Annotated in this window: 20 protein-coding genes and 1 pseudogene; 15 read left to right on the top strand and 6 right to left on the bottom strand. The window is 70.4% G+C overall.

Annotation, left to right across the window (positions count from 1 at the left end):
• The first annotated feature begins 36 nt into the window (after positions 1-36).
• The 6 genes from ribH to ACFYP5_RS13365 all read left to right on the top strand — a co-directional run bounded on the left by ribH (position 37) and on the right by ACFYP5_RS13365 (position 4,932).
• Positions 37-522, top strand: coding sequence for a 6,7-dimethyl-8-ribityllumazine synthase (gene ribH / locus ACFYP5_RS13390; RefSeq protein WP_030919009.1), 486 nt, complete (start codon positions 37-39; stop codon positions 520-522).
• A 35-nt stretch (positions 523-557) separates the two neighbouring features.
• A complete protein-coding gene (locus tag ACFYP5_RS13385; RefSeq protein ID WP_018524273.1) occupies positions 558-830 on the top strand; it encodes a phosphoribosyl-ATP diphosphatase in 273 nt (90 codons plus the stop codon).
• A gap of 64 nt (positions 831-894) precedes the next feature.
• A complete protein-coding gene (gene hisG, locus ACFYP5_RS13380) occupies positions 895-1,743 on the top strand; it encodes an ATP phosphoribosyltransferase (protein ID WP_389034607.1) in 849 nt (282 codons plus the stop codon).
• A 58-nt stretch (positions 1,744-1,801) separates the two neighbouring features.
• Complete coding sequence (locus ACFYP5_RS13375) at positions 1,802-2,266, top strand: PH domain-containing protein (RefSeq protein ID WP_389034604.1); 465 nt, start codon at positions 1,802-1,804, stop codon at positions 2,264-2,266.
• Between the two features lie 186 nt (positions 2,267-2,452).
• Positions 2,453-3,823: a hemolysin family protein gene (locus ACFYP5_RS13370; protein WP_384062578.1), complete on the top strand. Its 1,371-nt coding sequence runs from the start codon at positions 2,453-2,455 to the stop codon at positions 3,821-3,823.
• Positions 3,820-4,932, top strand: coding sequence for a hemolysin family protein (locus ACFYP5_RS13365; RefSeq protein ID WP_093775406.1), 1,113 nt, complete (start codon positions 3,820-3,822; stop codon positions 4,930-4,932). Before ACFYP5_RS13370 ends, ACFYP5_RS13365 begins: the two co-directional genes overlap by 4 nt.
• 191 nt (positions 4,933-5,123) lie before the next feature.
• On the opposite strand, the gene ACFYP5_RS13360 is transcribed toward ACFYP5_RS13365, so the two are convergent.
• Both ACFYP5_RS13360 and ACFYP5_RS13355 read right to left on the bottom strand, forming a co-directional pair.
• Positions 5,124-7,046: an AAA family ATPase gene (locus ACFYP5_RS13360; protein ID WP_389035315.1), complete on the bottom strand. Its 1,923-nt coding sequence runs from the start codon at positions 7,044-7,046 to the stop codon at positions 5,124-5,126.
• Between the two features lie 359 nt (positions 7,047-7,405).
• Entirely contained in the window at positions 7,406-8,035 is a 630-nt protein-coding gene (locus tag ACFYP5_RS13355) for a uridine kinase (RefSeq protein WP_389034601.1), read from the bottom strand.
• 175 nt (positions 8,036-8,210) lie between these two features.
• Between ACFYP5_RS13355 and ACFYP5_RS13350 the strand changes: the two genes are divergently transcribed.
• The gene (locus tag ACFYP5_RS13350; protein ID WP_389034598.1) at positions 8,211-9,581 is read left to right on the top strand and encodes a peptidase C39 family protein; all 1,371 of its coding nucleotides are present in this window, start codon (positions 8,211-8,213) and stop codon (positions 9,579-9,581) included.
• Positions 9,582-9,835: 254 nt separating this feature from the next.
• Here the strand turns inward: ACFYP5_RS13350 and ACFYP5_RS13345 are convergent, their stop codons facing one another.
• On the bottom strand, positions 9,836-11,290 hold the full coding sequence (locus ACFYP5_RS13345) for a hypothetical protein (RefSeq protein WP_389034596.1): 1,455 nt from the start codon (positions 11,288-11,290) through the stop codon (positions 9,836-9,838).
• A gap of 168 nt (positions 11,291-11,458) precedes the next feature.
• On the opposite strand from ACFYP5_RS13345, the gene ACFYP5_RS13340 reads away from it, so the two are divergent.
• A complete protein-coding gene (locus tag ACFYP5_RS13340; protein WP_389034593.1) occupies positions 11,459-11,680 on the top strand; it encodes a CPCC family cysteine-rich protein in 222 nt (73 codons plus the stop codon).
• A gap of 400 nt (positions 11,681-12,080) precedes the next feature.
• On the opposite strand, the gene ACFYP5_RS13335 is transcribed toward ACFYP5_RS13340, so the two are convergent.
• Positions 12,081-12,473, bottom strand: a complete 393-nt coding sequence (locus tag ACFYP5_RS13335; RefSeq protein ID WP_389034590.1) for a hypothetical protein — start codon at positions 12,471-12,473, stop codon at positions 12,081-12,083.
• Between the two features lie 1,146 nt (positions 12,474-13,619).
• On the opposite strand from ACFYP5_RS13335, the pseudogene ACFYP5_RS13330 reads away from it, so the two are divergent.
• A pseudogene (locus ACFYP5_RS13330) lies at positions 13,620-13,760 on the top strand (peptidase C39 family protein); the annotation flags it as partial.
• 116 nt (positions 13,761-13,876) lie between these two features.
• A complete protein-coding gene (locus ACFYP5_RS13325; RefSeq protein ID WP_267006251.1) occupies positions 13,877-14,026 on the top strand; it encodes an SCO1431 family membrane protein in 150 nt (49 codons plus the stop codon).
• 73 nt (positions 14,027-14,099) lie between these two features.
• Here ACFYP5_RS13325 and ACFYP5_RS13320 read toward each other — a convergent pair whose 3' ends face one another.
• Complete coding sequence (locus ACFYP5_RS13320) at positions 14,100-15,374, bottom strand: glycoside hydrolase family 18 protein (RefSeq protein ID WP_389034587.1); 1,275 nt, start codon at positions 15,372-15,374, stop codon at positions 14,100-14,102.
• 385 nt (positions 15,375-15,759) lie between these two features.
• Here ACFYP5_RS13320 and ACFYP5_RS13315 point away from each other — a divergent pair, with 385 nt between their 5' ends.
• Positions 15,760-16,932 carry an acyl-CoA dehydrogenase family protein gene (locus tag ACFYP5_RS13315; RefSeq protein WP_030919043.1) on the top strand — a complete coding sequence of 391 codons (1,173 nt, stop codon included), beginning with the start codon at positions 15,760-15,762 and terminating at the stop codon, positions 16,930-16,932.
• 479 nt (positions 16,933-17,411) lie between these two features.
• Here the strand turns inward: ACFYP5_RS13315 and ACFYP5_RS13310 are convergent, their stop codons facing one another.
• Positions 17,412-17,810, bottom strand: a complete 399-nt coding sequence (locus ACFYP5_RS13310; RefSeq protein WP_389034584.1) for a hypothetical protein — start codon at positions 17,808-17,810, stop codon at positions 17,412-17,414.
• Between the two features lie 203 nt (positions 17,811-18,013).
• On the opposite strand from ACFYP5_RS13310, the gene ACFYP5_RS13305 reads away from it, so the two are divergent.
• From ACFYP5_RS13305 to fxsA, 4 genes are all read left to right on the top strand, one after another.
• A complete protein-coding gene (locus tag ACFYP5_RS13305; protein WP_024493538.1) occupies positions 18,014-18,454 on the top strand; it encodes an Lrp/AsnC family transcriptional regulator in 441 nt (146 codons plus the stop codon).
• 66 nt (positions 18,455-18,520) lie between these two features.
• On the top strand, positions 18,521-20,167 hold the full coding sequence (locus ACFYP5_RS13300) for an amidohydrolase (protein WP_389034583.1): 1,647 nt from the start codon (positions 18,521-18,523) through the stop codon (positions 20,165-20,167).
• 540 nt (positions 20,168-20,707) lie between these two features.
• Entirely contained in the window at positions 20,708-21,475 is a 768-nt protein-coding gene (locus ACFYP5_RS13295; protein ID WP_389034580.1) for a polyprenol monophosphomannose synthase, read from the top strand.
• A 56-nt stretch (positions 21,476-21,531) separates the two neighbouring features.
• Positions 21,532-22,110, top strand: coding sequence for an FxsA family membrane protein (gene fxsA / locus ACFYP5_RS13290; protein ID WP_389034577.1), 579 nt, complete (start codon positions 21,532-21,534; stop codon positions 22,108-22,110).
• Positions 22,111-22,523 lie beyond the last annotated feature (413 nt).

The following is a 22,523-nucleotide window of genomic DNA, read 5'->3' as shown; positions in this document are numbered from 1 at the left end:
ACCATAACGAGCACGGAAACGAGCGGTAGGAGAAACATGAGTGGCAAGGGCGCACCCGAACTGTCCGTACGCAACTGCGGTGACCTGCGAGTGGCGGTGATCGCCGCCCAGTGGCACGAGAAGGTCATGGACGGCCTCGTCGACGGCGCCCTGCGCGCCCTGCACGACCTCGGCATCGACGAGCCGACGCTGCTCCGGGTCCCCGGCAGCTTCGAGCTCCCGGTCGTCGCCAAGGTGCTGGCCGGCCGGGGCTACGACGCGATCGTCGCCCTCGGCGTAATCATCCGCGGCGGTACGCCCCACTTCGAGTACGTGTCCCACGGCGTCACCAACGGCCTCACCCAGGTCGCCGTCGACACCGGGGTCCCGGTCGGCTTCGGCGTACTGACCTGTGACACCGAGGAGCAGGCGCTCGACCGGGCGGGTCTCGAAGGGTCCAACGAGGACAAGGGGCACGAGGCGGTCACCGCGGCCGTCGCCACCGCTGCCACGCTGCGCACCGTCAGCGAGCCCTGGCGCTGAGCGAGCGGGCGGCACCCCGTACTCTAAGAACCATCATGGCGAACAAAACCTTCGAAGAGCTCTTCGCCGAGCTGCAGCTCAAGGCCGCCAACGGCGACCCCTCCACCTCCCGCACCGCCGAGCTGGTGGACAAGGGAGTCCATGCCATCGGCAAGAAGGTCGTCGAGGAGGCCGCCGAAGTCTGGATGGCCGCCGAGCACGAGAGCAAGGACGCCGCCGCCGAGGAGATCTCGCAGCTGCTGTACCACGTCCAGGTGATGATGGTCGCCCGCGGGATCTCCCTCGACGACGTCTACGCACACCTCTGAGCACGACCGCCGCACACCTTCACATCCACCCAAGACTCCCTCCTCGCAAAGGAAACCTGACCTCATGCTGCGCATCGCCGTCCCCAACAAGGGTTCACTCTCCGGGCCTGCGATGGCGATGCTCCATGAGGCCGGCTACCAGCAGCGCAAGGAGTCGAAGGAACTCGTCCTCGTCGACCCCGATAACGAGGTCGAGTTCTTCTACCTGCGGCCGCGCGACATCGCCATCTACGTCAGCTCCGGCCGCCTCGACATCGGCATCACCGGCCGCGACCTGCTGCTGGACTCCGGGGCCGATGCCGAGGAGATCCTCCAGCTCGGCTTCGCACGCTCCACCTTCCGTTACGCCACCAAGCCCGGCACGGCCCACGGCCCGCAGGACTTCGACGGCATGACCATCGCCACCTCCTACGAGGGCATCGTCGCCAAGCACCTCGCCGACGTGGGCGTCACCGCCTCCGTCGTCCACCTCGACGGCGCGGTCGAGACCGCCATCGAGCTCGGGGTGGCCCAGGTCATCGCCGATGTGGTGGAGACCGGCACCAGCCTGCGCAACGCCGGACTCGAAGTGATCGGCGAGCCGATCATGAAGTCGGAGGCCGTCGTCATCCGTCGTACGGGTGCCCCCCAGGACGACCCCAAGGTGCAGCAGTTCCTGCGACGCCTGCAGGGCGTCCTGGTCGCCCGCAGCTACGTGATGATGGATTACGACTGCCGCGTCGAGCACCTGGAGCGCGCGGTGGCCCTCACCCCGGGCCTGGAGTCGCCGACCATCTCCCCGCTGCACCACGAGGGCTGGGTCGCCGTCCGGTCCATGGTCGCCGCGAGGGAGGCCCAGCGGATCATGGACGACCTGTACGAGCTCGGCGCCCGCGCCATCCTCACCACGGCCATCCACGCCTGCCGCCTCTGACGGCCGGACAACCAGCGACCCACCGGCAGCCAGACCCACCGGAAGACAGAAGAACATCATGTCCGCCCCCGCGTCCCGGCCCGAACTCCCTACTCTCCCGGTCACCTTCCGGCCGACCCGTACCCGGGTGGTCCTGCTGGCCGTGGGAGCGGCGATGTTCGTCGTCATCACCGTCATCGCGATGAGCCTGGAGCAGCTGAGCCCGGGGGAGCGGGTCAGCTTCATCTTCACCGCGCTGCTCTTCTTCGCCGTCCTGGCGCTGCTGAGCCGCCCCAAGGTCGTCGCCGACGACCACGGGGTGACCGTGGTCAATCTCACCCGCACCCGACGGCTGTCCTGGGCGGAGATCGTCCGCGTCAACCTGCGCGCGGGTGACCCGTGGGTCTTCCTCGACCTCAGCGACGGCACCAGCATGCCCGCCCTCGGCATCCAGCCCGGAATCGCCAAGGAACAGGCCATTCGCGACGCCGGCACGCTCCGCGCCCTCGCCGAGAATCACGGCACGGGTACGGACAACGGCTGAGCCCACTGCCCCGTTCGGCCACTTCTTGATTACTCTGGAGGGCGGCGGCGCCCCGTGTGCGCCCCGCCCCGCACAGAGGGCCCCTGAGGCCGGCGGGGCTTTCCTTCGACCCAAGGAGTGACTCCCTCCAGCAATGGACGGATCGTCCGGTAGTACCTGCGCCGCCCCATCCCAGGAGGCGGCGGCATGACCACCCCCTTGCTGCTTCTCAGTGCGGCATTCCTTCTCATCCTCGCCAACGGATTCTTCGTGGCAGCCGAGTTCGGGCTTGTCACGGTGGAGCGGCCGGACGCCGAGCGCGCCGCCGCCGCGGGCGACCGGCGTGCGCGTACCGTCGTCGACGCCCTGCGCGAGCTCTCCTTCCAGCTCTCCGGCACCCAGCTCGGCATCACCATCACCTCACTGGTCGTCGGCATGCTCGCCGAACCGGCCCTCGCCCAGCTGCTGGCCGGGCCGCTCACCGCGACCGGACTCCCCGACGGGGCCGTACCCGGGGTCAGTGTGGTGATCGGGATGCTGGTCGCCTCCGCCGTCCAGATGGTGATCGGCGAGCTCGTACCGAAGAACTGGGCCGTCTCCCGGCCGCTCCAGGTCGCCCGGTTCGTCGCCGGCCCCCAGCACCGCTTCGCCAGTGCGCTGCGGCCGGTGATCACCCTGCTGAACACCGTCGCCAACCGGCTGGTGCGGCTGCTCGGCGTCGAACCCACCGACGAGCTGGCCTCCGCCCGCACCCCCGGTGAACTGGTCTCCCTGGCCCGGCACTCCGCCGAGGCCGGCACCCTCGAACAGGACACCGCGGATCTCTTCGTACGGACCCTGTCGCTCGCCGGACTCACCGCCCAGCACGTCATGACCCCGCGCGTGAGGGTCAGCGCCCTGCAGTCGACCGCGACCGCGGCGGACGTCCTCAACCTCACCCGTGCCACCGGCCTCTCCCGCTTCCCGGTCTACCGGGACCGGATCGACGAGGTCGTCGGCATGATCCACCTCAAGGACGCGCTCGCCGTACCCGCCCAGGAGCGGCGACGCACCCCGGCAGGGCGGATCGCCGTACCGCCCCTTCTCGTCCCCGAGACGCTCCCCGTCGAACAGCTGCTCCAGCGCCTGCGCAAGGAGCAGCCGATCGCCGTCGTCGTCGACGAGTACGGCGGCACCGCCGGTGTCGTCACGCTCGAGGACATCATCGAGGAACTGGTCGGCGAGGTCAGGGACGAGCACGACGCGGAAGGCGCCGACCGGCCCGAACTGGCCGTCGCCGCCCCCGAGGACGGCCGGCCCGCCTGGGACGCCGAAGGCAGCTGCCGGGTCCTCACCCTGCGCCGGATAGGCCTTGACGTGCCGGAAGGACCGTACGAGACCGTGGCCGGACTGGTCGCCGATCTCCTCGGACGCATCCCCGCCCCCGGCGACCGGGCCGAACTGCCGGGATGGCGGATCTCGGTCCGCCAGGTCGGTCACTACCGCGCCGAACAGGTCCGCTTCGTACGCATCGCCGATGTGCCCGAAACCGTCGACGCGCCGTCGGCGGAACGTGGTGTCCTGGAGGCCGCACGATGAGCGTCGTCCAGTTGCTCTTCGCCGGGCTCCTCGTGCTGGCGAACGGGTTCTTCGTGGGTGCCGAGTTCGCACTCGTCTCCGTGCGCCGCAGTCAGATCGAACCCCTCGCGGCGGCCGGATCTGGCAGGGCCCGTCAGGTGCTGTACGGCCTGGAGAACCTGCCGCAGATGATGGCCGCCGCACAGTTCGGCATCACCGTCTGCTCACTGACCCTCGGCGCCGTCGCCGAACCGACCGTCGCCCATCTGCTGGAGCCGGTCTTCCACGCGGTGCACCTGCCGGAGGGCCTCGTCCATCCGCTCGGCTACGTCCTGGCCCTCGTCTTCGTGGTCTTCCTCCACCTCGTCATCGGCGAGATGGTTCCGAAGAACCTGGCCATGGCGGCCCCGGAGAAGACGTCGATGTGGCTCAGCCCCGGCCTGGTCGGCTTCGCCCGGCTCTGCCGCCCGGTCACCTCGGCACTGGGCGCCTGCGCCCGGCTGGTGCTCCGGCTGTTCCGCGTCGAACCCAAGGACGAGGTCGAGGCCGTCTTCACCAGCGAGCAGCTGAACCGGCTCGTCGAGGACTCCGGACAGGCCGGACTTCTCGAACCGGAGGCGCAGGAGCGGCTGGAGGACGCGCTGGAGCTGGGCAGCAGGCCGGTCACCGATGTACTGCTCGACCGGGCCTCGCTGGTGACCGTGGACCCCTCGGTCACCCCGCACCGGATCGAGGAGCTGACCGTACGGACCGGTTACTCGCGCTTCCCGGTCTGTGCGGAGGGCGGCGGCCCGTTCATGGGCTACCTGCACGTCAAGGACGTCCTCGATCTGGAGGACGGTGAACGGGCCGTTCCGCAACACGTCTGGCGCCCGATGGCGACGCTCCGGGCGGAGCTTCCCCTGGACGACGCGCTGACGGTGATGCGCCGCGCGGCCACCCACCTCGCCCAGGTGGCCGACGCGTCGGGCCGGGTGCTGGGGCTGGTCGCGATGGAGGACGTCCTGGAGATGCTGGTGGGCGAGGTACGCGACCCGGCGCACCGGGTCTCCGTACCCCGCCGGACGGTGGAGGCCGCACCAGCGGGCCCCGGCGCGGACGAACTCCAGCCACTGGCGGCCCGAACCTGACAACGAGGCCCGGTCTCATCGCCGGACGGGAGCCACATCCGAGCCCGTCCGGCGTTCGGGACGGCGCAGTCAGGCCCGTCCGGTGGTCGAACATCCGCGCGGGGGCGGGGCGCGCCGGAATCAAGCGCGTCCGGCGCGCGTGGACACACCGGCCGCCGTGCGGGCCCGGTGCCTGTCGCCGCACCGCACCGTCACAGCCCCGGAGGCTCCTGCGGCCCCCGGTCCACCGGCCCTCGGCCGGACAGGACCTCGCCGTACGCCTGCATCAGATCCGGCAGCCGCAGTGTCGCCAGATCGTCGCGCGTGGGCACCGCCGCGTAGCCGGACAGCCGCAGATCCCGGTACGCGCAGCTCTTCTCGTACAGCGTGCGCAGAAACCGCCCGTTGCCCAGCTCGTCGATCCAGCCCTGGTCGACGACATGGCCGCTGATCGAGCGCAGCTCCTCCAGGGACTCCTCGTCCCACACGTCGTCGTTGTCGGCGGCCAGCACCTCGCCGATCGAGGTGAGTTCCAGCGGCCGGTAGCTGGGGAAGTCCACCCGGGTGGTGAAGCGGGAGGAGAGCCCGGGGTTGGTGGCCAGCAGCCGGTCCATGCCCTCGGGGTAGCCCGCGAGAATGACGACGAGATGGTCCCGGTTGTCCTCGGCCCGCTTGAGGAGCACCTGAAGGGCCTCGTCACCGTACGCGTCGCCCTTGCTGTAGCCGGAGTTGGAGAGGCTGTACGCCTCGTCGACGAACAGCACTCCGCCGAGCGCCGAGTCGATCAGCTCGTTGGCCTTGACCGCGGTCTGGCCGAGGAACTCGCCGACCAGATCGGAACGCTGGGCCTCGACGAGGTGGTCCCCGCCGAGCAGCCCCAGTGCGTAGAAGACCCGGCCCAGGATCCGGGCGACCGTGGTCTTCCCGGTCCCGGACGGCCCCGAGAAGATGAAGTGACGCTTGGGAGGCTGGACCAGAAGCCCCTCGCCGGCCCGCAGCCGCGCCATGTTCAGCTGCGCGGACAACGCTTTGACCTGGCGCTTGACGGGTTCGAGGCCGACCATCCGCTCCAGTTCCGCCAGCGCCTCGGCGAGCAGCACGGGATCGCTGGGCCCTGCCGGGAACGGTTGCGGCGACGACTGACCGGGCACCGCCGTCTTCTCCCGTGCTCCCGCCCTGTCGGCGGGAGGCAGTCCGCCGACGCCCGGCAGGTTCTGCGGTTCGCCGCCGGGCCGCAGCTCCCGGCCGTCGACCAGATCGGTGCCGAGCAGCGAGTCGCCGTCCTGCTGCGCCTCCGCGACCGTGCCGTCCATGCCGAACCCGGTCAGCGACACGGAGGCGAGACCTGACGCCTCGTCGGTGCCTTCGAGCCCGTCGTAGTCCGCGATGGCGGCGAGCCGTGCCGAGGTGTCCATGAACGCCGGGTCGATCCGGTGCACAGCCCGGTAGAGGGGCAGTGCGGCCGCGCTGCGGCCGGTGCCCTCGTGCGCGCGGGCCAGCCAGTAGCGCAGCTCCTTGCGCTGCGGCTGTTCGCTGCGGCAGCGCATCAGTGCGGTGGAGAGCAGCGGCTCGGCCTGCCCGTACATCTCCAGCCGCACCCGCGCCATCCCGCCGAAGAGTCCCGCCTCGATACCGAGCAGCGGATCGTCGACGAGCTGCTCGGTGTTGCGTACGAGCTGTTCCCAGTCCTTGACCAGATAGGACCGGCAGGCGTGCAGGAACCGCACCTGCGGGTCCGTGTCCACCGGCGGCAGTCCGGCCAACGCCCGGTCCAGCTCGGCGACATGACGCCCGTCCAGCCAGTGCGACGCGTGCGCGAGCAGCAGGTCGCGTGGGCTCTCCAGCACCGGTTGCACCCACCAGCCCAGCCAGTACCAGGAGTTGAGCGTGCGTCGATGGCGGGTGCGCTGATCGCCGAACCGGTCGCGATGCCGGTACATGCGCAGCAGCGCGGTCGTCGTGTCGATGCGCAGGGCATGGAGGCCGAGCCAGGCGTCCGCCATGCCGGGATCCAGCCGCACCGCTGTTCTGAACTCCTCCTCGGCCTGCGGGTAGGCGCCCATCGTGTAGGCGTCCACGCCGCGCAGCCAGGCGAGGTCGGCCGGGGCCTGTGCGCCCTGCGTGCCGATGTCCATCAGGTCCCCCACAAGCCGTGCCCCCAGGATGTCCCGCCGCACGACCGCCCGTCGGGGCGCGCTGAACCACTGTGCCACGGACGGGAATTGACCGCACCGAAAGGCATCGTACCTGCGCGGGGAGTGCGCGACTAAGAGCGCCGCAGGCAGGACGGAGACCGTGACCGAGGGTAAGCGGAAGGTTGTGCGCAGCAGCGCGAAAAGGGGCGCGAGGACAGAACGAAGCCCCCGATCACGGGGGAACAACCGGGGGCTTCGTGTCCGTGGGGGCTTCGAAAAGCCGCACATTGAGAACGTAAGACCTGTACCACCCCTGGGTCAAGCACAGTTGGAGCAGTTCCGGGCCGATTCCCGACTGCTCAGTATGTCGTCGCGGGAGGATCACGGTGGGTGACGGAATGGTTCGCTCCTGCTGTCGCACGAGGCCTCTCCAGCCACTCGTACCCCACAGGCAACTGGCGTACCAGAGCATCCGCGTAGGGGCGCGAGGGGTCGGCGGCGAAATGTTCTTCCTCGGCCTCGGTCCATCCGTCCCAGAACTCCGAAAGCGCGGGCCCGTCCCGGCGCCGGCCCCGCTCCCACGACGCCGCGGGGCTGAGCTCCATCCACCACAGTTGTGCGAGATGCGGGCGCAGCGCACGGCGCCCCGCACCCACGCCCTCGATCAGGACCACCGGTGCGGGTTCCAGAGTGCGCGACGGGCCGAAGTGCCGAGCGGTCCAGTCGTACGGCGCATAGCGCGCGCTCTCGCCGCGCGACAGCGGCCCGATCACCTGGTCGCGCAGCCGGTCCACCCAGGCGAAGAGCTCCTCGTGCGTGGCCAGGTCGTCCAGCCGCAGGACGGGCGCGTCGCCGAGCGCGGCCGAGAGGCGGGACGCGAGGGTGCTCTTGCCCGACCCTGCGTGGCCGTCGACGCCGATCAGCCGGACCGGCCCGCAGGACGGTGCCAGGGTGCGCAGCCGGGCGGCGTGGCACGAGAGGTCGTTCATGTGGCCCAGCCTACGAGCCGGTCCGGAGCAATCGCAGGTCACGCCAGTGGACCAGACCAATATTGGTTCGTCGGCACACTGCGATTCGCTGGCCCAATCCGGCTGCGAACCGCAATAGTTGGCGCACTGTCGTGCACCCGCAGCCCCACTCCGCTTACGACCGGGGGTTTCGCCCATGAACCGACCGACCTCACGCAGAACTGTGCTGACCGCCGCGCTCGCGGCGGCGGCCGGCGCCGGTACGGCGTCGTCCGCCGGCTCCGCAGCCGCCGCGATCCCGGCTGCTGCCCCGCCCGAAGCGGCTGCGGCGGCCGCTTCGCTCGTGGACAACCACTCCTGGAGTACGTACACCGACTGGCGCAGCGGCTGCGGCGCCGGAACGCGCGCCGTCGCGGGACGCAGGCCCGGTCTGGTGATCGGCGTCCCCCGGGGGCGTACCGACTACACCGACCCGCACACCGGGAACACCGCCACCTGGGAGTACGCGACCTGGACCTCGCCCCGCCACGGCTCCACGGTCCCGGCGACCGAGGTCATCGCGTCCTGGAACGCGGACACCCCCGCAGGCACCTGGATCCAGATCGAGCTGAGCGGCCGCTACTCGGACGGCACCGAGACCCCCTGGTACGTGATGGGCCGCTGGGCGGCGGGTGACGGCGACATCCGCCGCACCTCCGTCGACGACCAGACCGACGGCAGGAGCTCCATCTGGACCGACACCTTCTCGGTGGACGACGCGGCGAGCGGGCTGCGGCTGGTCTCGTACGAGCTGCGACTCACCCTGTACCGCACCCCGGGCAGCAGCCTCACCCCGACCGTGTGGCGGCTGGGCGCGATGGCCTCGGACATCCCCGACCGCTTCACCGTGGAGCCCAGCGCCCCCGGCCTCGCCCGGGAGCTGCCGGTGCCGCGCTACTCGCAGAGCGTGCACGCGGGCCAGTACCCGGAGTACGACAACGGCGGTGAGGCGTGGTGCAGCCCCACCTCCTCACAGATGATCATCGAGTACTGGGGGCGCAGGCCCACCGCCGAGGACCTGGCCTGGGTGGAGCCGGGCCTCGCCGATCCACAGGTCTGCCATGCGGCGCGCTTCACGTACGACTACCAGTACGAGGGCTGCGGCAACTGGCCGTTCAACGCCGCCTATGCCGCCACGTACGACGACATGAGCTCGGTCGTCACGCGGCTGCGTTCGCTGGCCGACCTGGAGACGCTGATCCGGGCCGGTATCCCGGCCATAACGTCGCAGTCCTTCCTCAAGGAGGAGCTGACCGGGGCGGGGTACGGGACCTCGGGCCATCTCATGACCGTGATCGGGTTCACGGCGGACGGCGACGTGATCGCCAACGACCCGGCCTCGCCGAGCGACGAGGCCGTCCGCCGGATCTACAAGCGGCACGAGTGGGAGACGATCTGGCTCCGCACCAAGCGCTACAACGCGAGCGGCAAGGTGGTGTCCGGAACAGGCGGCGTCTGCTACATCTACTGGCCCGCCAAGCCGACACCGAGTCAGCGCCGCGCGCTGCAGTCGCTGGGCCTGGTGTGAGCATGAGCGACCCTGCGGCCGTCCCGACGACCTGACGGCAGCGTTCCTGGCCGTCCTGCGTGAGGTGACCGCACCGGTCCACCGTGACCTTGATCGAGCGATGTCCGAGCCGACGGGACAACTCGCCGACGGACACCCCGCTCGTCGGGGTCACGGTGGTCCACCTGCGCCGTAGTCGTGCGGATGTCTCCGGGCGGACCGAACCGCCTGATGACATGACGCGATCCCACGCCCGCCGGCGTTCCGGCGGATGATCAGTGCGCTGGTCCGAGGTGCTCGTACACAGTCACCCTTCGGCCTCGGACCTGCTCGTCCGCCACGACCGTGAAGTATTTTCTCAGCACGGAGGACTTCACCCTGTCCCGCTCCGCCGACACCGGCGTCGCCACCGTCGTTGCGTCCGTGACCAGAAGGATTCGCCGCTGGGCCAGCATCGCTGCCCGTATCTGAGCCGGGCCGGCCTCCACACCCTTCAGCGTCCCTGACTCCTCCGGGCTCGACGCCAGAGCGATGTCCCGCAGACCGATGAAGGCGTCGGGGGAGACGAACATGGTGTCGCGCCGCGCCGCCGGCACGAAGAGGACCGCAGCGCCGTTCTCCTTCAGCCGACGCACGTCTGCCGCTACCGACAGGACGTCGTCCACCCGGCTGGCCGGCGAGCGTTTGGCCAGGGACTGTGGCAACAACGCCGCTACCGCTACCGCTACCACCCCAGGGAGAAGCCACGCCGATGCTTTCGGGAACCGCGGCTTGGTGGCCCGTACGGCCGTACCCAGCCCCACGCCGATCAGCAGCGCCAGACCCAGCAGGCTGAACAGAACGTACCGGTCCAGGAACAGCGGCTGGATCAGGGAGAGACTGATCAGACCGACCTGCGGCACCGCCAGCAGCGGTAGTGCGACGGCCGCCGTCGACAGTCGGCCCACCTGTGGCCGGTCCAGTATTGCCCCGAGGCCGCCGATCGCCAGCAGGATGGCAGGACCGATCATCATGTGCCAGGTCAGCGGCGGTATCCAGGACACCTGCGCGGACTGGCCTCGACTGAAAAGGATCAACGGCAGCACAAACGCCGTGGCGGCCGCCGAGGCCGCCGCCCAGCGCACCCAGATCGCACGTCCGGCCTGCGTCCATGCCAAGGTCGCCAAGTGCGCGGGCAGAATCAGCAGCGAGAGCCAGTTCAGAAGGCCGCATATGAGGACTGTGCCGCCGTACGCCGCCCAATGCACCGCCCGGCCGCGTCCCTCAAGCACCGTCAGCAGCAGCAGTGTCGAGATCCCGGCCCCTGCCGCGACCAGCGCGTACGGGCGCCCCTCCTGGAGATAGAACTGCACGGCCGGAAGCAGGGCGAACGCCAGCCCTGCCCCCAAGCCGGCCCAGGCCCCGGCCAGCCGCTGTCCGATGACCGTCACACAGGCCGCCGCCACCGCCGTGGCCAGTACGGAGGGCAGCCGCAGCGTCGTGGTACTGGGCCCGAAGCATTCGAAGAGTCCATGCATGAGCTCGTAGTAGAGCCCGTGCACGGCGTCGACCTGCCCGAGCATGTGCCAGATGTCGGCGGTGGACCGCCGGGCCACCTGCCAGGTCGCGGCCTCGTCGCGCCATACGCTGTGCTGCCGGGACAGTCCCCACAGGCCGAGGGCGAGGGTCCATAGCATCGGGATCAGCCAGAGGGGCAGGCGCCGCCGGAGAAGGGCTGTTCGGGAGGTCATGAAAGTGTTCAAGCCTTCGGGGTAACGGTGCGAACCGAGAATTTGGCCGTCTATGGACATGAAAGAGAGCCTCCGGAACGGCTGTTGCCAAGGCCGTGCTCGGGCATCGGATCACCACGGCAGCCGTCTGCTTCGGAGGACGACCGGGTGCAGTTCCGGTGGCCGGCGATGGCCGGCGGAGCCGATAAGACCTCGCTCGTCGAGGCACAGCGCAATGATCAGGACTTCGGTGCCCGCGACCGGCAGGGGTTGCCGCACGTACGCCCACCAGCGGCGGACGAACCGCTTGATCCGGCCTGGCGCCCGATCGATCCGTCCAGGGAGTCCTTTGAGGAGTGGGAGGCCGAGCAATGTGTCCCATGGCCACAGGACCGCTCACGGCTGTGCTGATGGCTGCCGGTCTTCAGGCGACGCCCTGCGAATGCCGACGGCCTCCCGTCGCTCGGCGGCTTCGGCCGGCTGTCCGCTGTCGAGGTCTTCGAGTAGGTGGGCGATCCGCGCTGCGGCCCCGCGCGGATCGACTGTTGGCCGACGAGAACGCCACCGTCCGGGAGTGGGCGGCGCTCACCCAGGAAGGACCACCGGTGGGAAGTAAGGACGAACGCCCCGCGACAGCGCGAACAACGCACGCACGGAGGGGAGTTGGCAATCAGTAGCACCGGACGTCAGAGAACACACGTCGGCACCAGGGCTTACACGGTGAATCGGAGACTCCCAGCGCGTCTCCAACTGCGCGGGAACGGCCCCACCCCTGTGAAGTGGAGTGGGGCCGTCGTGGTTCACACCGACATCAGTGGTCGTTGAGGAACTTGTAGTCCTTGCACTCGCCGTCAGGCGAACGGCAGAACTTGAAGCCGATGTAGGTGTTCTCCGGCAGGTTGTACACGCCACCCATCGAGGCCTTGCGGGTGTTGGTGTTGCCCTCGCCGCCGACGCTGAACGAATAGCGCGGGTTGCCGCTCGGGTCGCCGATGTACACGTTCATCGTGACACCGCGGCCGTCGGCGTCATTGTCCTTGATCGTTACGACGTCACCGTACTCGTTGAAGAATCCGGTACCGCTCCAGTCGACGCCGGGAACGTTTCCCCAGGCATCCCCCGTGTGCATGGTGTGGTCGGCCGCCACCGCGGAGTTGGTCACTCCCAGAACGAGCGCGGCGCTCGCGGCGACCACACTGGCCATACGTCCTAGTCTCAAGTCGTGCCCCCTGTACGAACTTTGAGCCTCTGCAGATGCAAAAGCCAGCGTGATCCTAGGGCCAAGGAATCACGGAAAGCAACCTGTTTCGTGCCCCACGTGCGGGATGTGACGCGTCCCGCACGCGAGTCGGGTGGTGGGCTTCGGGCGGTCGAAGTGAGGCCCTGGGGGCGGGCGTTGTCGAGACCTGGACTGCTTCGTCAGGTCGGTGCGGCTGGTTCGGTGCGGGGGTGTGTCCGTACGTGGGGAAGGTGCCGGTCCGGCATCGCAGCAGGTCCTGGGGGTGGCGCGGATTCTGATGAGCAGTCAGTTCAACGTATGGGCTTCGGGATCCAGGCGGCGGACGGCTGGGAAGGCCTGGGTGCTCGCCTCGCCGATCCACTCCGGGAAGCGTCCTCCAGGTGCACAAGATCCTTTGGCGGATCGGTGATCGCGTCGAAGGTCCGGGTTTCGACCGGACCCGTGTCATGAGGGAGGCGGCGGGTGATCCGATGTTGATTCCAGCAGCCTTCCGGAGTCTTCAACTCCGCCCGTACCGCTTGCCGTTGGTGCCTCGGGGCCGGGCAGGAGCAGCCGGTCACGCCCGGCTTCGGGTCAACGTAGGAGCCACGGCCACGCAGCATCGCGGCCCGCGGATCAGTTCCTTGAAGTGCGGCTCGCCGCTTGTGCCGGAGGTCGACGTCCGTTGCGCTCGCCGAAGTACCTCAAGATCGCTCATGACTGGTTTGCGGACGCGCATCGGACGGAGTGCGACGTGCCCTCGGACCTCGGGCGTCGTGTACCTGGCCTTCCGCGATCTGCTGTCGGTCGAACCGGATCCTGGCCGATCACTCGCGCAACAGTTCGATCGTGAGGTGGCCGTCAGACGCGGCCGCTCTTTCGGCGCCAGGGGATGGCCGCCAGGTCTGGAGCGAGAGTGTCCGGGCCGGCAGGACAGCCGGGCGCCAGGCCCGGGTGCGGTGGCGTCCAGCCCGGAGGGGCCCCGAGTGGCCTCGGCCCCGGCCCCGCAGCGCTGCCCGGCACCGGGTCGGCACGGGCGTGTATGCGCTGCATACGTCTCACGTGCTCCACGTCTGTGACCTGCATGTTTGTTCGGAGGGCGGTGCGGGACAGGTAACGCCCGCGCATCTGGAGACGATCCCTCTCCGCACCAAGCGCTGCGACGCGAGCGGAAAAGTGGTGTCCGGCACAGGCGGCGTCTGTCACCTCTGCTTCCTGGCGCACCCGACGCCCGCCCAGCAGTGGGCTCCGGCTGCCGCCGGCATCCGCTGACGCGGTCCGGCGCTCCCGGGGCAGTGACCGATGTCATCTACCCCCGGAGCCTGACCGGCTGGCACTCTGGACGGGTCACGGGGGGACGTCACTGCCGGACGACCGAGCGAGATGCCATGACCGCGACCACCGCAACAACCGTCACTGCCCGCCGCCGCGCGCGGACCGGAGGTCCCGAGGACCGGTCCAAGCTGCTGGAGAACGTCCTGGGCTGGACGCTCGTCGTCCTCATCGCCATGTTCGTCACCCAGGCCGGCCTCATGTGAGAAGCCGGCCGTCGGCGGAACAAGGGCGGGAAGCCTCTCGGGCTCCCCGCCCCTTGGGGGCGCACGGTTCCGGCTAGTTGATCGCCTTGATCAGCTCGCCGTTGGCGGCGTCACCGCTCAACTCCCAGAAGAACGTGCCCCCCAGGCCCTGCTGGTTCTTGTAGTCCATCTTCGTGGCGATGGTGGCCGGGGTGTCGTAGCTCCACCAGTTGGTCCCGCAGTGCGCGTACGCCGTGCCGGCCACGGTGCCGGTCGCGGGGCAGCTGCCCTTGAGGACCTTGTAGTCCTCGATGCCTGCCTCGTACGTACCCGTGGCCGCGCCGGTCGCCGTACCGCCTGGCGCGTCCTGCGTCACGCCCGTCCAGCCACGACCGTAGAAGCCGATCCCGAGCAGCAGCTTCGAGGCGGGGACGCCGAGGGCCCTGAGCTTGGTGACGGCGGCGTCGCTGGTGTAGCCCTCCTTCGGAATGCCGGTGTACGAGGTGAGCGGGGAATGCGGGGCCGTCGGGCCCTGCGCGTCCCAGGCGCCGAAGAAGTCGTACGTCATCGGGTTGTACCAGTCGACGTACTGCGCGGCGCCCCCGTAGTCGACGGCGTCGAGCTTGCCGCCGTCCGAGCCGTCGGCGGTGATGGCCGAGGTGACCAGGTTGCCCGTGCCGAACTTGGCGCGCAGCGCCGCCAGCACGTTGCCGTACGCGTCACGGCCGCTGGTGTCGCAGGTCAGACCACAGGCGTTGGGGTACTCCCAGTCGATGTCGATGCCGTCGAAGACATCGGCCCAGCGGGAGTCCTCCACCAGGTCGTAGCAGGACTGGGCGAACGCGGCCGGGTTCTTCGCCGCCTCACCGAAACCGCCGGACCAGGTCCAGCCGCCGAACGACCAGATGACCTTCAGATTCGGGTGCAGCTTCTTCAGCTTGCGCAGCTGATTGAAACTGCCGCGCAACGGCTGGTCCCAGGTGTCGGCGACGCCGTCGACCGACTGGTCGGCGGTGTACGCCTTCTCGTAGTCGGCGTAGCTGTCGCCGACCGCGCACTTGCCGCCGGTGACATTGCCGAAGGCGTAGTTGATGTGTGTCAGCTTGTCGGCCGAGCCCGAGGTCTCGATGTTCTTGACGTGGTAATTGCGCTGGTAGACACCCCAGTCGGTGAAGTATCCGACCACCTTGCTGCCGGCCGCCGCAGTGGTGGCTTCGGCGGCCGCGGTGGCCGAGGCGCGCTCGGTGGCGGTGGCCGCGCCGGCCGATGCCGGGCCCGCGGCACCGAGGAGGGTGGCGCCGAGGGCGGCGGTACAGACGGCAGCGGCGAGCGCCCGGAACCGGGCGCGGGGACGGTGAAGTCCGATCATCGTGGCTCCTCGTGGGGGAGGGGGCTTGCGAGTGGGGGGACGTGCGGCCGACCCCGCTCGGACTTGGCATGAACGCGATAAGGCCGACCGGTTTGGAACCGTAGATGGACTAGACCAGTTGGTCAATGGTTCGGACCATTCCGATGGCGATCCGGGCCCCGCGTGGACCGCCCGGCCGCCCGCTCCGGCACCCGGTGACGGATACCGTCCGATCGGGCATACTCGACCCGCCACAGCCGCTGGCCAGCAACTCTCGTAATCCGGGAGGGCAGCATCGGCTGAGCAGTAGTGCTTGTCCGGGCCCCGGCCCGGAATTCCCCGGCGGCGCCGCTCACACCCCGCGCGCGCGACCGCCGCAACGCCCGACAGGGAGGAGAGCGCCGTCATGTCCGACCGTGCCCCGCAGTTGGTGGAGCGTCGTCTGCCCACCGAGGAGTCCAGGCAGCTTGTCGCGCTGGTCCGCGACATCGTCCAGCGGGAGATCGCGCCACGGGCGGCGGAGGAGGAGGACGCCGGCCGGTTCCCGCGCGAGGTCTTCACCCTGCTCTCCGAGTCCGGACTCCTCGGTCTGCCGTACGACTCCGCCTACGGCGGCGGCGACCAGCCGTACGAGGTCTATCTCCAGGTTCTCGAGGAACTCGCGGCCGCCCGGCTCACCGTCGGTCTCGGTGTCAGTGTCCACTCGCTCGCCTGCCACGCCCTCGCCGGATACGGCACCAAGGATCAGCAGGCGGAACATCTGCCGGCGATGCTGGGCGGCGGCCTGCTGGGCGCCTACTGCCTCTCGGAGCCCGCCTCGGGCTCCGATGCCGCCTCACTTCGTACGAAGGCCGTACGGGACGGCGACGACTGGGTCATCACAGGCACCAAGGCGTGGATCACCCACGGCGGGATCGCCGACTTCTACACGGTTCTGGCGCGGAGCGGCGTCGAGGGTGCCCGCGGCATCACCGCCTTCCTGGTCCCCGGCGACGCCGAGGGGCTGAACGCGGCCCTCCCCGAGAAGAAGATGGGCATGAAGGGTTCGCCCACCGCCCAACTGCACTTCGACGGCGTCCGGGTGCCCGACGCGCGCCGGATCGGTGAGGAGGGGCAGGGCTTCGCCATCGCCCTGTCGGCACTCGACTCCGGGCGTCTCGGTATCGCAGCCTGTGCCATCGGTGTCGCGCAGGCGGCCCTGAACGAGGCCGTCGGATACGCCACCGGGCGGCAGCAGTTCGGCCGTCCCATCGCGGATTTCCAGGGACTGCGGTTCATGCTCGCCGACATGGCCACCCAGATCGAGGCGGGCCGCGCACTCTACCTGGAGGCGGCCAGGCTGCGTGACGCAGGCAGGCCGTTCTCCCGTCAGGCCGCCATGGCCAAGCTGTTCTGCACCGACGCGGCCATGCGGGTCACCGTCGACGCCGTCCAGGTCCTCGGCGGCTACGGCTACACCCTCGACTTCCCCGTCGAGCGTCTGATGCGCGAGGCGAAGGTGCTGCAGATCGTCGAGGGCACCAACCAGATTCAGCGCATGGTCATCGCGCGCCACCTCGCAGGTCCCGAGACGCGCTGAGCCGCAGCGGCCGGTCCGACCACACCGGCGTCGTCATGATCCGGTTCCACTCCTGGTCATGGCGGCCCGGCAGGGTCCGCCCGGTGGACTCCCAATGGCTCAGCATGGCCCGGTAGATGGGCGGATCGGTCGAATGCGGCACCGGGCGCGGCGGAGAAGGTGCGGGCGCGGACTTCGGCGCCGGCTGGGAGCCAGGGTGCGGAACCGATTCTTCGGAGGCCGGAGCGGCGAGACGGCGGCGACCGGGGCCGGCTGTTGAATGCAGCAGCGTCATGTCAGGCCAACGGCGTGGGGCGGGGCCGGGTCACTGCCGGGGGGATTCGAGCGCCCGTTCGCCAGGTTCCCCTGCCTCGCGGGCGTGGCTCGATGCTGCACTGCACCACGCCGGTCCGGCCGACGTGGTGCAGTGCAGGTGACTTCAGGTGCCGCCGGAGGTCTCCGGTGGCAAGGACGGCCGCGCAGGGCGGCGTCGGACCGTGTCAGGCGGCGTTACGGCGCATCCGCGGGACGCGCAGCGGGCGCGAACCGGCACCACCGGCGTGCGAGAAGGGCTGCATCCGCCAGTCGAGCCCCTGAGGGAGCGTCAACAGCAGTGCCGTCTCCTGCTCGTGGAGTTCGAGCGACTCGTCGGCGGGACGCGTCTGAGCGACGCCGCGGCCGGTACCGGCGCACACCGTGAGCACGAACGGGTTCCACGGGGTCGGGCACAGCGCGTGCTCCGGCAGCACATCCTCGTCGGCCAGCAGCGCGATCGGCTGCGCACAGTCCGGGCAGATCACCCGGTACATCTCAAAAGTGTCGTAGGCGTCGGGAGCGGAGTCCTCGACGGGTTCGACAGGCTCCGGTTCGGTACGTCCGGTGAGCTTCAGGCTCTGCATGGAGAATCTCCCCCTCGGGTGGGCCGACAAGGCGCCACGGCCTCGACCACAGCAAGCACTTCCCGTCGCGCATCGGCCGTAACCGCGAGGCCGCCGGCTACCCACCCGTAAACCTGTGGCATTCGTCACATGCCCGGTGCAGGTGCCCTGTTCGGAGCCCCGGCGACTGTGCCTGGAGGGACCCGGGGCCATAGGTTGACCGCATGGAGGAGCTGGACCGTCAGATTGTGGAGTTGCTCGTCAAGGACGGGCGGATGAGCTACACCGACCTGGGCAAGGCCACCGGCCTGTCCACCTCGGCCGTTCATCAGCGTGTCCGAAGGCTGGAGCAGCGCGGGGTGATCCGGGGCTATGCCGCGGTCGTCGACCCCGAGGCCGTCGGGCTGCCCCTCACCGCGTTCATCTCGGTGAAACCCTTCGACCCGAGCGCGCCGGACGACATCGCCGAGCGGCTCGCCGGCGTGCCCGAACTGGAGGCGTGCCACAGCGTCGCGGGCGACGAGAACTACATCCTCAAGGTGCGGGTCGCGACCCCGCTGGAGCTGGAGCACCTGCTCACCAGGATCCGCTCGCTCGCCGGCGTCTCCACCCGCACCACCGTGGTCCTCTCCACCCCGTACGAGGCACGGCCCCCGCAGATCTGAGACACGCCCGCCCCGGAGGAGGGGGGTGCGGACCGCGCCGCTCCGCGCAGGCGCGAGACTGGTGTCATGACCGAGAGCACCGCCCCCCAGAGCGAACACCGCACCGTGCTGCTGCGCGGTGGAGACGTCCACAGCCCCGCCGACCCCTTCGCCACCGCCATGGTCGTCGAACGCGGCCATGTCGCCTGGGTGGGCTCCGAAGGGGCCGCCGGCGCCTTCGCGGGCGGCGTCGACGAAGTGATCGACCTCGAAGGGGCGCTGGTCACTCCGGCGTTCACCGACGCGCACGTCCACACCACGTCGACCGGTCTGGCCCTCACCGGTCTGGACCTCTCGGGTGCCCGCACCCTTGCCGAGGCCCTCGATCGCGTTCGTACGCACACGGTCGCGCACCCCGCCGACCGGGTCGTCCTCGGCCACGGCTGGGACGCCACGCGCTGGCCGGAGCAGCGCCCCCCGTCGCGCGGCGAACTCGACGCGGCGGCCGGCGGCCGGCCCGTCTATCTGCCCCGGATCGATGTGCACTCCGCCGTCGTCACCACAGCCCTCCTCGATCTGGTCCCCGGTGTCACCGCGATGGCCGGCTACCACCCCGACGCCCCGCTCACCGGCGCCGCCCACCACGCGGTGCGTGCCGCCGCGCACGGCGCCGTCTCGCCGCAGCAGCGCGCCGACGCCCAGCGCGCCGCCCTGGACCACGCCGCCTCGCTCGGCATCGGCACCGTCCATGAGTGCGGCGGACCCGACATCTCCGACGAGGAGGACTTCACCGGGCTGCTGAAGCTCGCCGCCGGGCGGCCGGGCCCGCGGGTCTTCGGGTACTGGGCCGAGCAGGTGGCCGACGAGAAGGACGCCCGCAGGATCCGTGAACTCGGCGCGACCGGCGCCGCCGGGGATCTCTTCGTCGACGGTTCCCTCGGCTCGCACACCGCGTACCTGCACGAGCCGTACGCCGACGGTCCGGCCGGACACACCGGTACCGCCCACCTGGACGCGGCGCAGATCGCAGCCCATGTCACCGCCTGCACCGAGGCCGGTCTGCAGGCCGGCTTCCACGCCATCGGCGACGCCGCGGTCTCCGCCGTGGTGGCCGGGGTCCGGGCCGCCTCCGAAACACTCGGACTGGCTCGCATCCGGGCCGCCCGGCACCGCGTCGAGCACGCCGAGATGCTCACCCCCGAGACCATCGCCGCCTTCGCGGAGCTGGGTCTGACCGCCTCCGTCCAGCCCGCCTTCGACGCTGCCTGGGGCGGCGAGGACGGCATGTACGCGCGGCGGCTCGGCGCCGGACGGGCCCGCACCCTGAACCCCTATGCGGGCCTACTGAGGGCCGGTGTGCCCCTCGCCTTCGGCTCGGACAGCCCGGTGACCCCGCTGGATCCGTGGGGGACCGTACGGGCCGCCGCGTTCCACCGCTCGCCGGAGCACCGGATCTCCGTACGGGCGGGATTCACCGCGCACACCAGGGGCGGCTGGCGGGCCGTCGGCCGCGACGACGCGGGCACGCTCGTGCCCGGCGCGCCTGCCGACTACGCCGTCTGGCGCACCGAGGAGCTTGTGGTCCAGGCGCCGGACGACCGGGTCGCCCGCTGGTCCACGGACCCGCGGTCCGGGACGCCCGGACTGCCGGACCTCACCCCTGGCGGTGAACTTCCGGTCTGTCTGCGTACCGTGATCTTCGGACAAACTGTCTACGTAAGGCCGAACGGGTGACGTCCGGACATTTCGTACCGCCGATCGAAGGCGCCGTCGCTTCCCCGCGACCTGGGAATCTCCGGTACTGACCAGGCGACTTCGGTAAACGCCGCAGGTCAGACGGGTATTGACAGAATGCGCCCACGGGCCGGTAGGTTCGGCCGAGTCCACCACAGGACGTCCGACCGGTTGAACCTCCATGCAGTCGTCGAACGCCGCTGGGTCATGGGGTGGTGCGCCGCACCGGTGCACCACCACTGACAGCCAGGTTCAGCGCCCGCGCCTCGGGGGCGAGGGAAGGTTCGAACCGGACGGCAGGTGCGACCCGGGTGGGGCCCGGACGTTCAGTAGACAACGGCTTTCGGTCGACCCGCAGCCAGCGGGACCCAGGTCGGCCCGAAGGACGCCGGGCCCCGATCCGCAGTTCCATCCGGGCTTCTGTCCGTACTTCCCTCCTTCTGTCCGGCCCGGCTCCCGGTACCTTCCGACCACGTCTGTCCTCGGCCCCGGATGCGGTCGATATGGTGTGCACCTGCGTACGGACGTGAGGGGCAGTAAGTGAACGACGGCGGTCAGAGGCGATACGGCCCGCTCGGCAGAGCGTTGGTGATCATCCCGACCTACAACGAGGCCGAGAACATCAAGCCGATCGTCACCCGGGTGCGCGCCACGGTGCCGGACGCGGACATCCTGGTCGCCGACGACAACAGCCCCGACGGCACCGGCAAGATCGCCGACGAGCTCGCCGCCGCCGACAGTCAGGTCCAGGTACTGCACCGGCAGGCCAAGGAAGGGCTCGGTGCCGCGTACCTGGCGGGCTTCCGCTGGGGCATCGAGCACGGCTACGGCGTCCTCGTCGAGATGGACGCCGACGGCTCCCACCAGCCCGAGGAGCTGCCCCGGCTGCTCACCGCCCTCAAGGGGGCCGATCTGGTGCTCGGCTCCCGCTGGGTGCCGGGCGGGCGCGTGGTCAACTGGCCCAAGTCCCGCGAAATGATCTCCCGGGGCGGCAGCACGTACTCCCGGCTGCTGCTCGGGCTGCGGACCCGGGACGTCACCGGTGGCTACCGGGCCTTCCGGGCGGAGACACTGCAGGGCATCGGCCTCGACGAGGTCGCCTCCCAGGGCTACTGCTTCCAGGTCGACCTGGCCCGTCGCGCCGTCGACGCGGGATACCACGTGGTCGAGGTTCCGATCACCTTCGTGGACCGCGAGATCGGCGACTCCAAGATGAGCCGCGACATCCTCGTCGAGGCGCTGTGGCGGGTCACGGCCTGGGGCGTAACCGCCCGCGCGAACCGGGTCCTGGGCCGCAAGCCCTCCTGATCGCCCTCACATCCCGCTTACCCCGCTCGGACGTGCGTCCAGGCACACTGGGGACCATGACGACCGGCACACCGCCCCCGACCGCCCCGCGGCGCTCGCGCGCCCGCACCTTCATCCCTCTCGCCGTCGCCGCCTGGGCGGTGCTGGAGATCTGGCTGCTGACCGTGGTGGCCGACGTCGCGGGCGGGTTCACCGTGCTGCTGCTCCTGATCGGGGGCGTCGTGCTCGGGGCCGTCGTGATGAAGTCGGCCGGCCGCCGGGCCTTCCGTAATCTCACCGAGACGCTGCAGCGGATGCCGGGACAGCCGGGGGCCACCACCGCGTCATCTGCCGCCCCGTCGGGGAGCAAGGGCAACGGGCTCCTGATGCTCGGCGGCCTGCTGATCATGATCCCGGGGTTGATCTCGGACGTGGCGGGTCTTCTGCTGCTGGTGCCGCCGGTGCGGGCGATGCTCGGCAGGCGCGTGGAGAAGTCCCTGGAGCGGCGCATGCGCACCGCGACACCGGGGAGCCTCTCCGACGCGTTCCAGCAGGCCCGGATCCACCGCCCGGACGGAAAGGTCGTCCAGGGCGAAGTCATCCGCGACACCGACTCCCACCCGGACGAGAAGCCGCGCCCCCCGCTGACCCCCTGACCGGGCCCTGTCCCACGGTTTGCGCCGAACCGCTGTCCTCGGCCCGGACGGACTTGTCCGTCCGTGTCCGTGTTCACGTCCGGAGAATCCGAGCGCGTCGGGCGTTCGTGCTCGAGTCGGCACCGGCCGGGAAATCCGAGCCGTGCGGCGCTGAGCACGTCCACGTGAGGTCCGGCGGACCTTCCGCGAACGCTCGACGTCCGGGCGTGCCGGGAACCTCGCCCTGCGCCGTGGAGCCGCACAGGCCGTCCGGTGGGGTGCCTGCCCCGGGGGCACCCGCACGACAGACAGAGCCGCGGGGGGGGGGGGGCCCCCCGGGGGGGCCCGCCCCCCCCGCGGGGGGGGGGGGGGGGGGGGGGCGGGGGGGGCGGGGGGGGGGGGGGCGGGGGGGGCCCCCCCCGGGGGGGGGGGGG

The organism is Streptomyces sp. NPDC005262 (genome assembly GCF_042872425.1).
Classification (GTDB): Bacteria; Actinomycetota; Actinomycetes; order Streptomycetales; family Streptomycetaceae; genus Streptomyces.
Note: the sequence above shows the minus strand (reverse complement) of the source record. Positions and strands in the feature narration are given on the sequence as shown.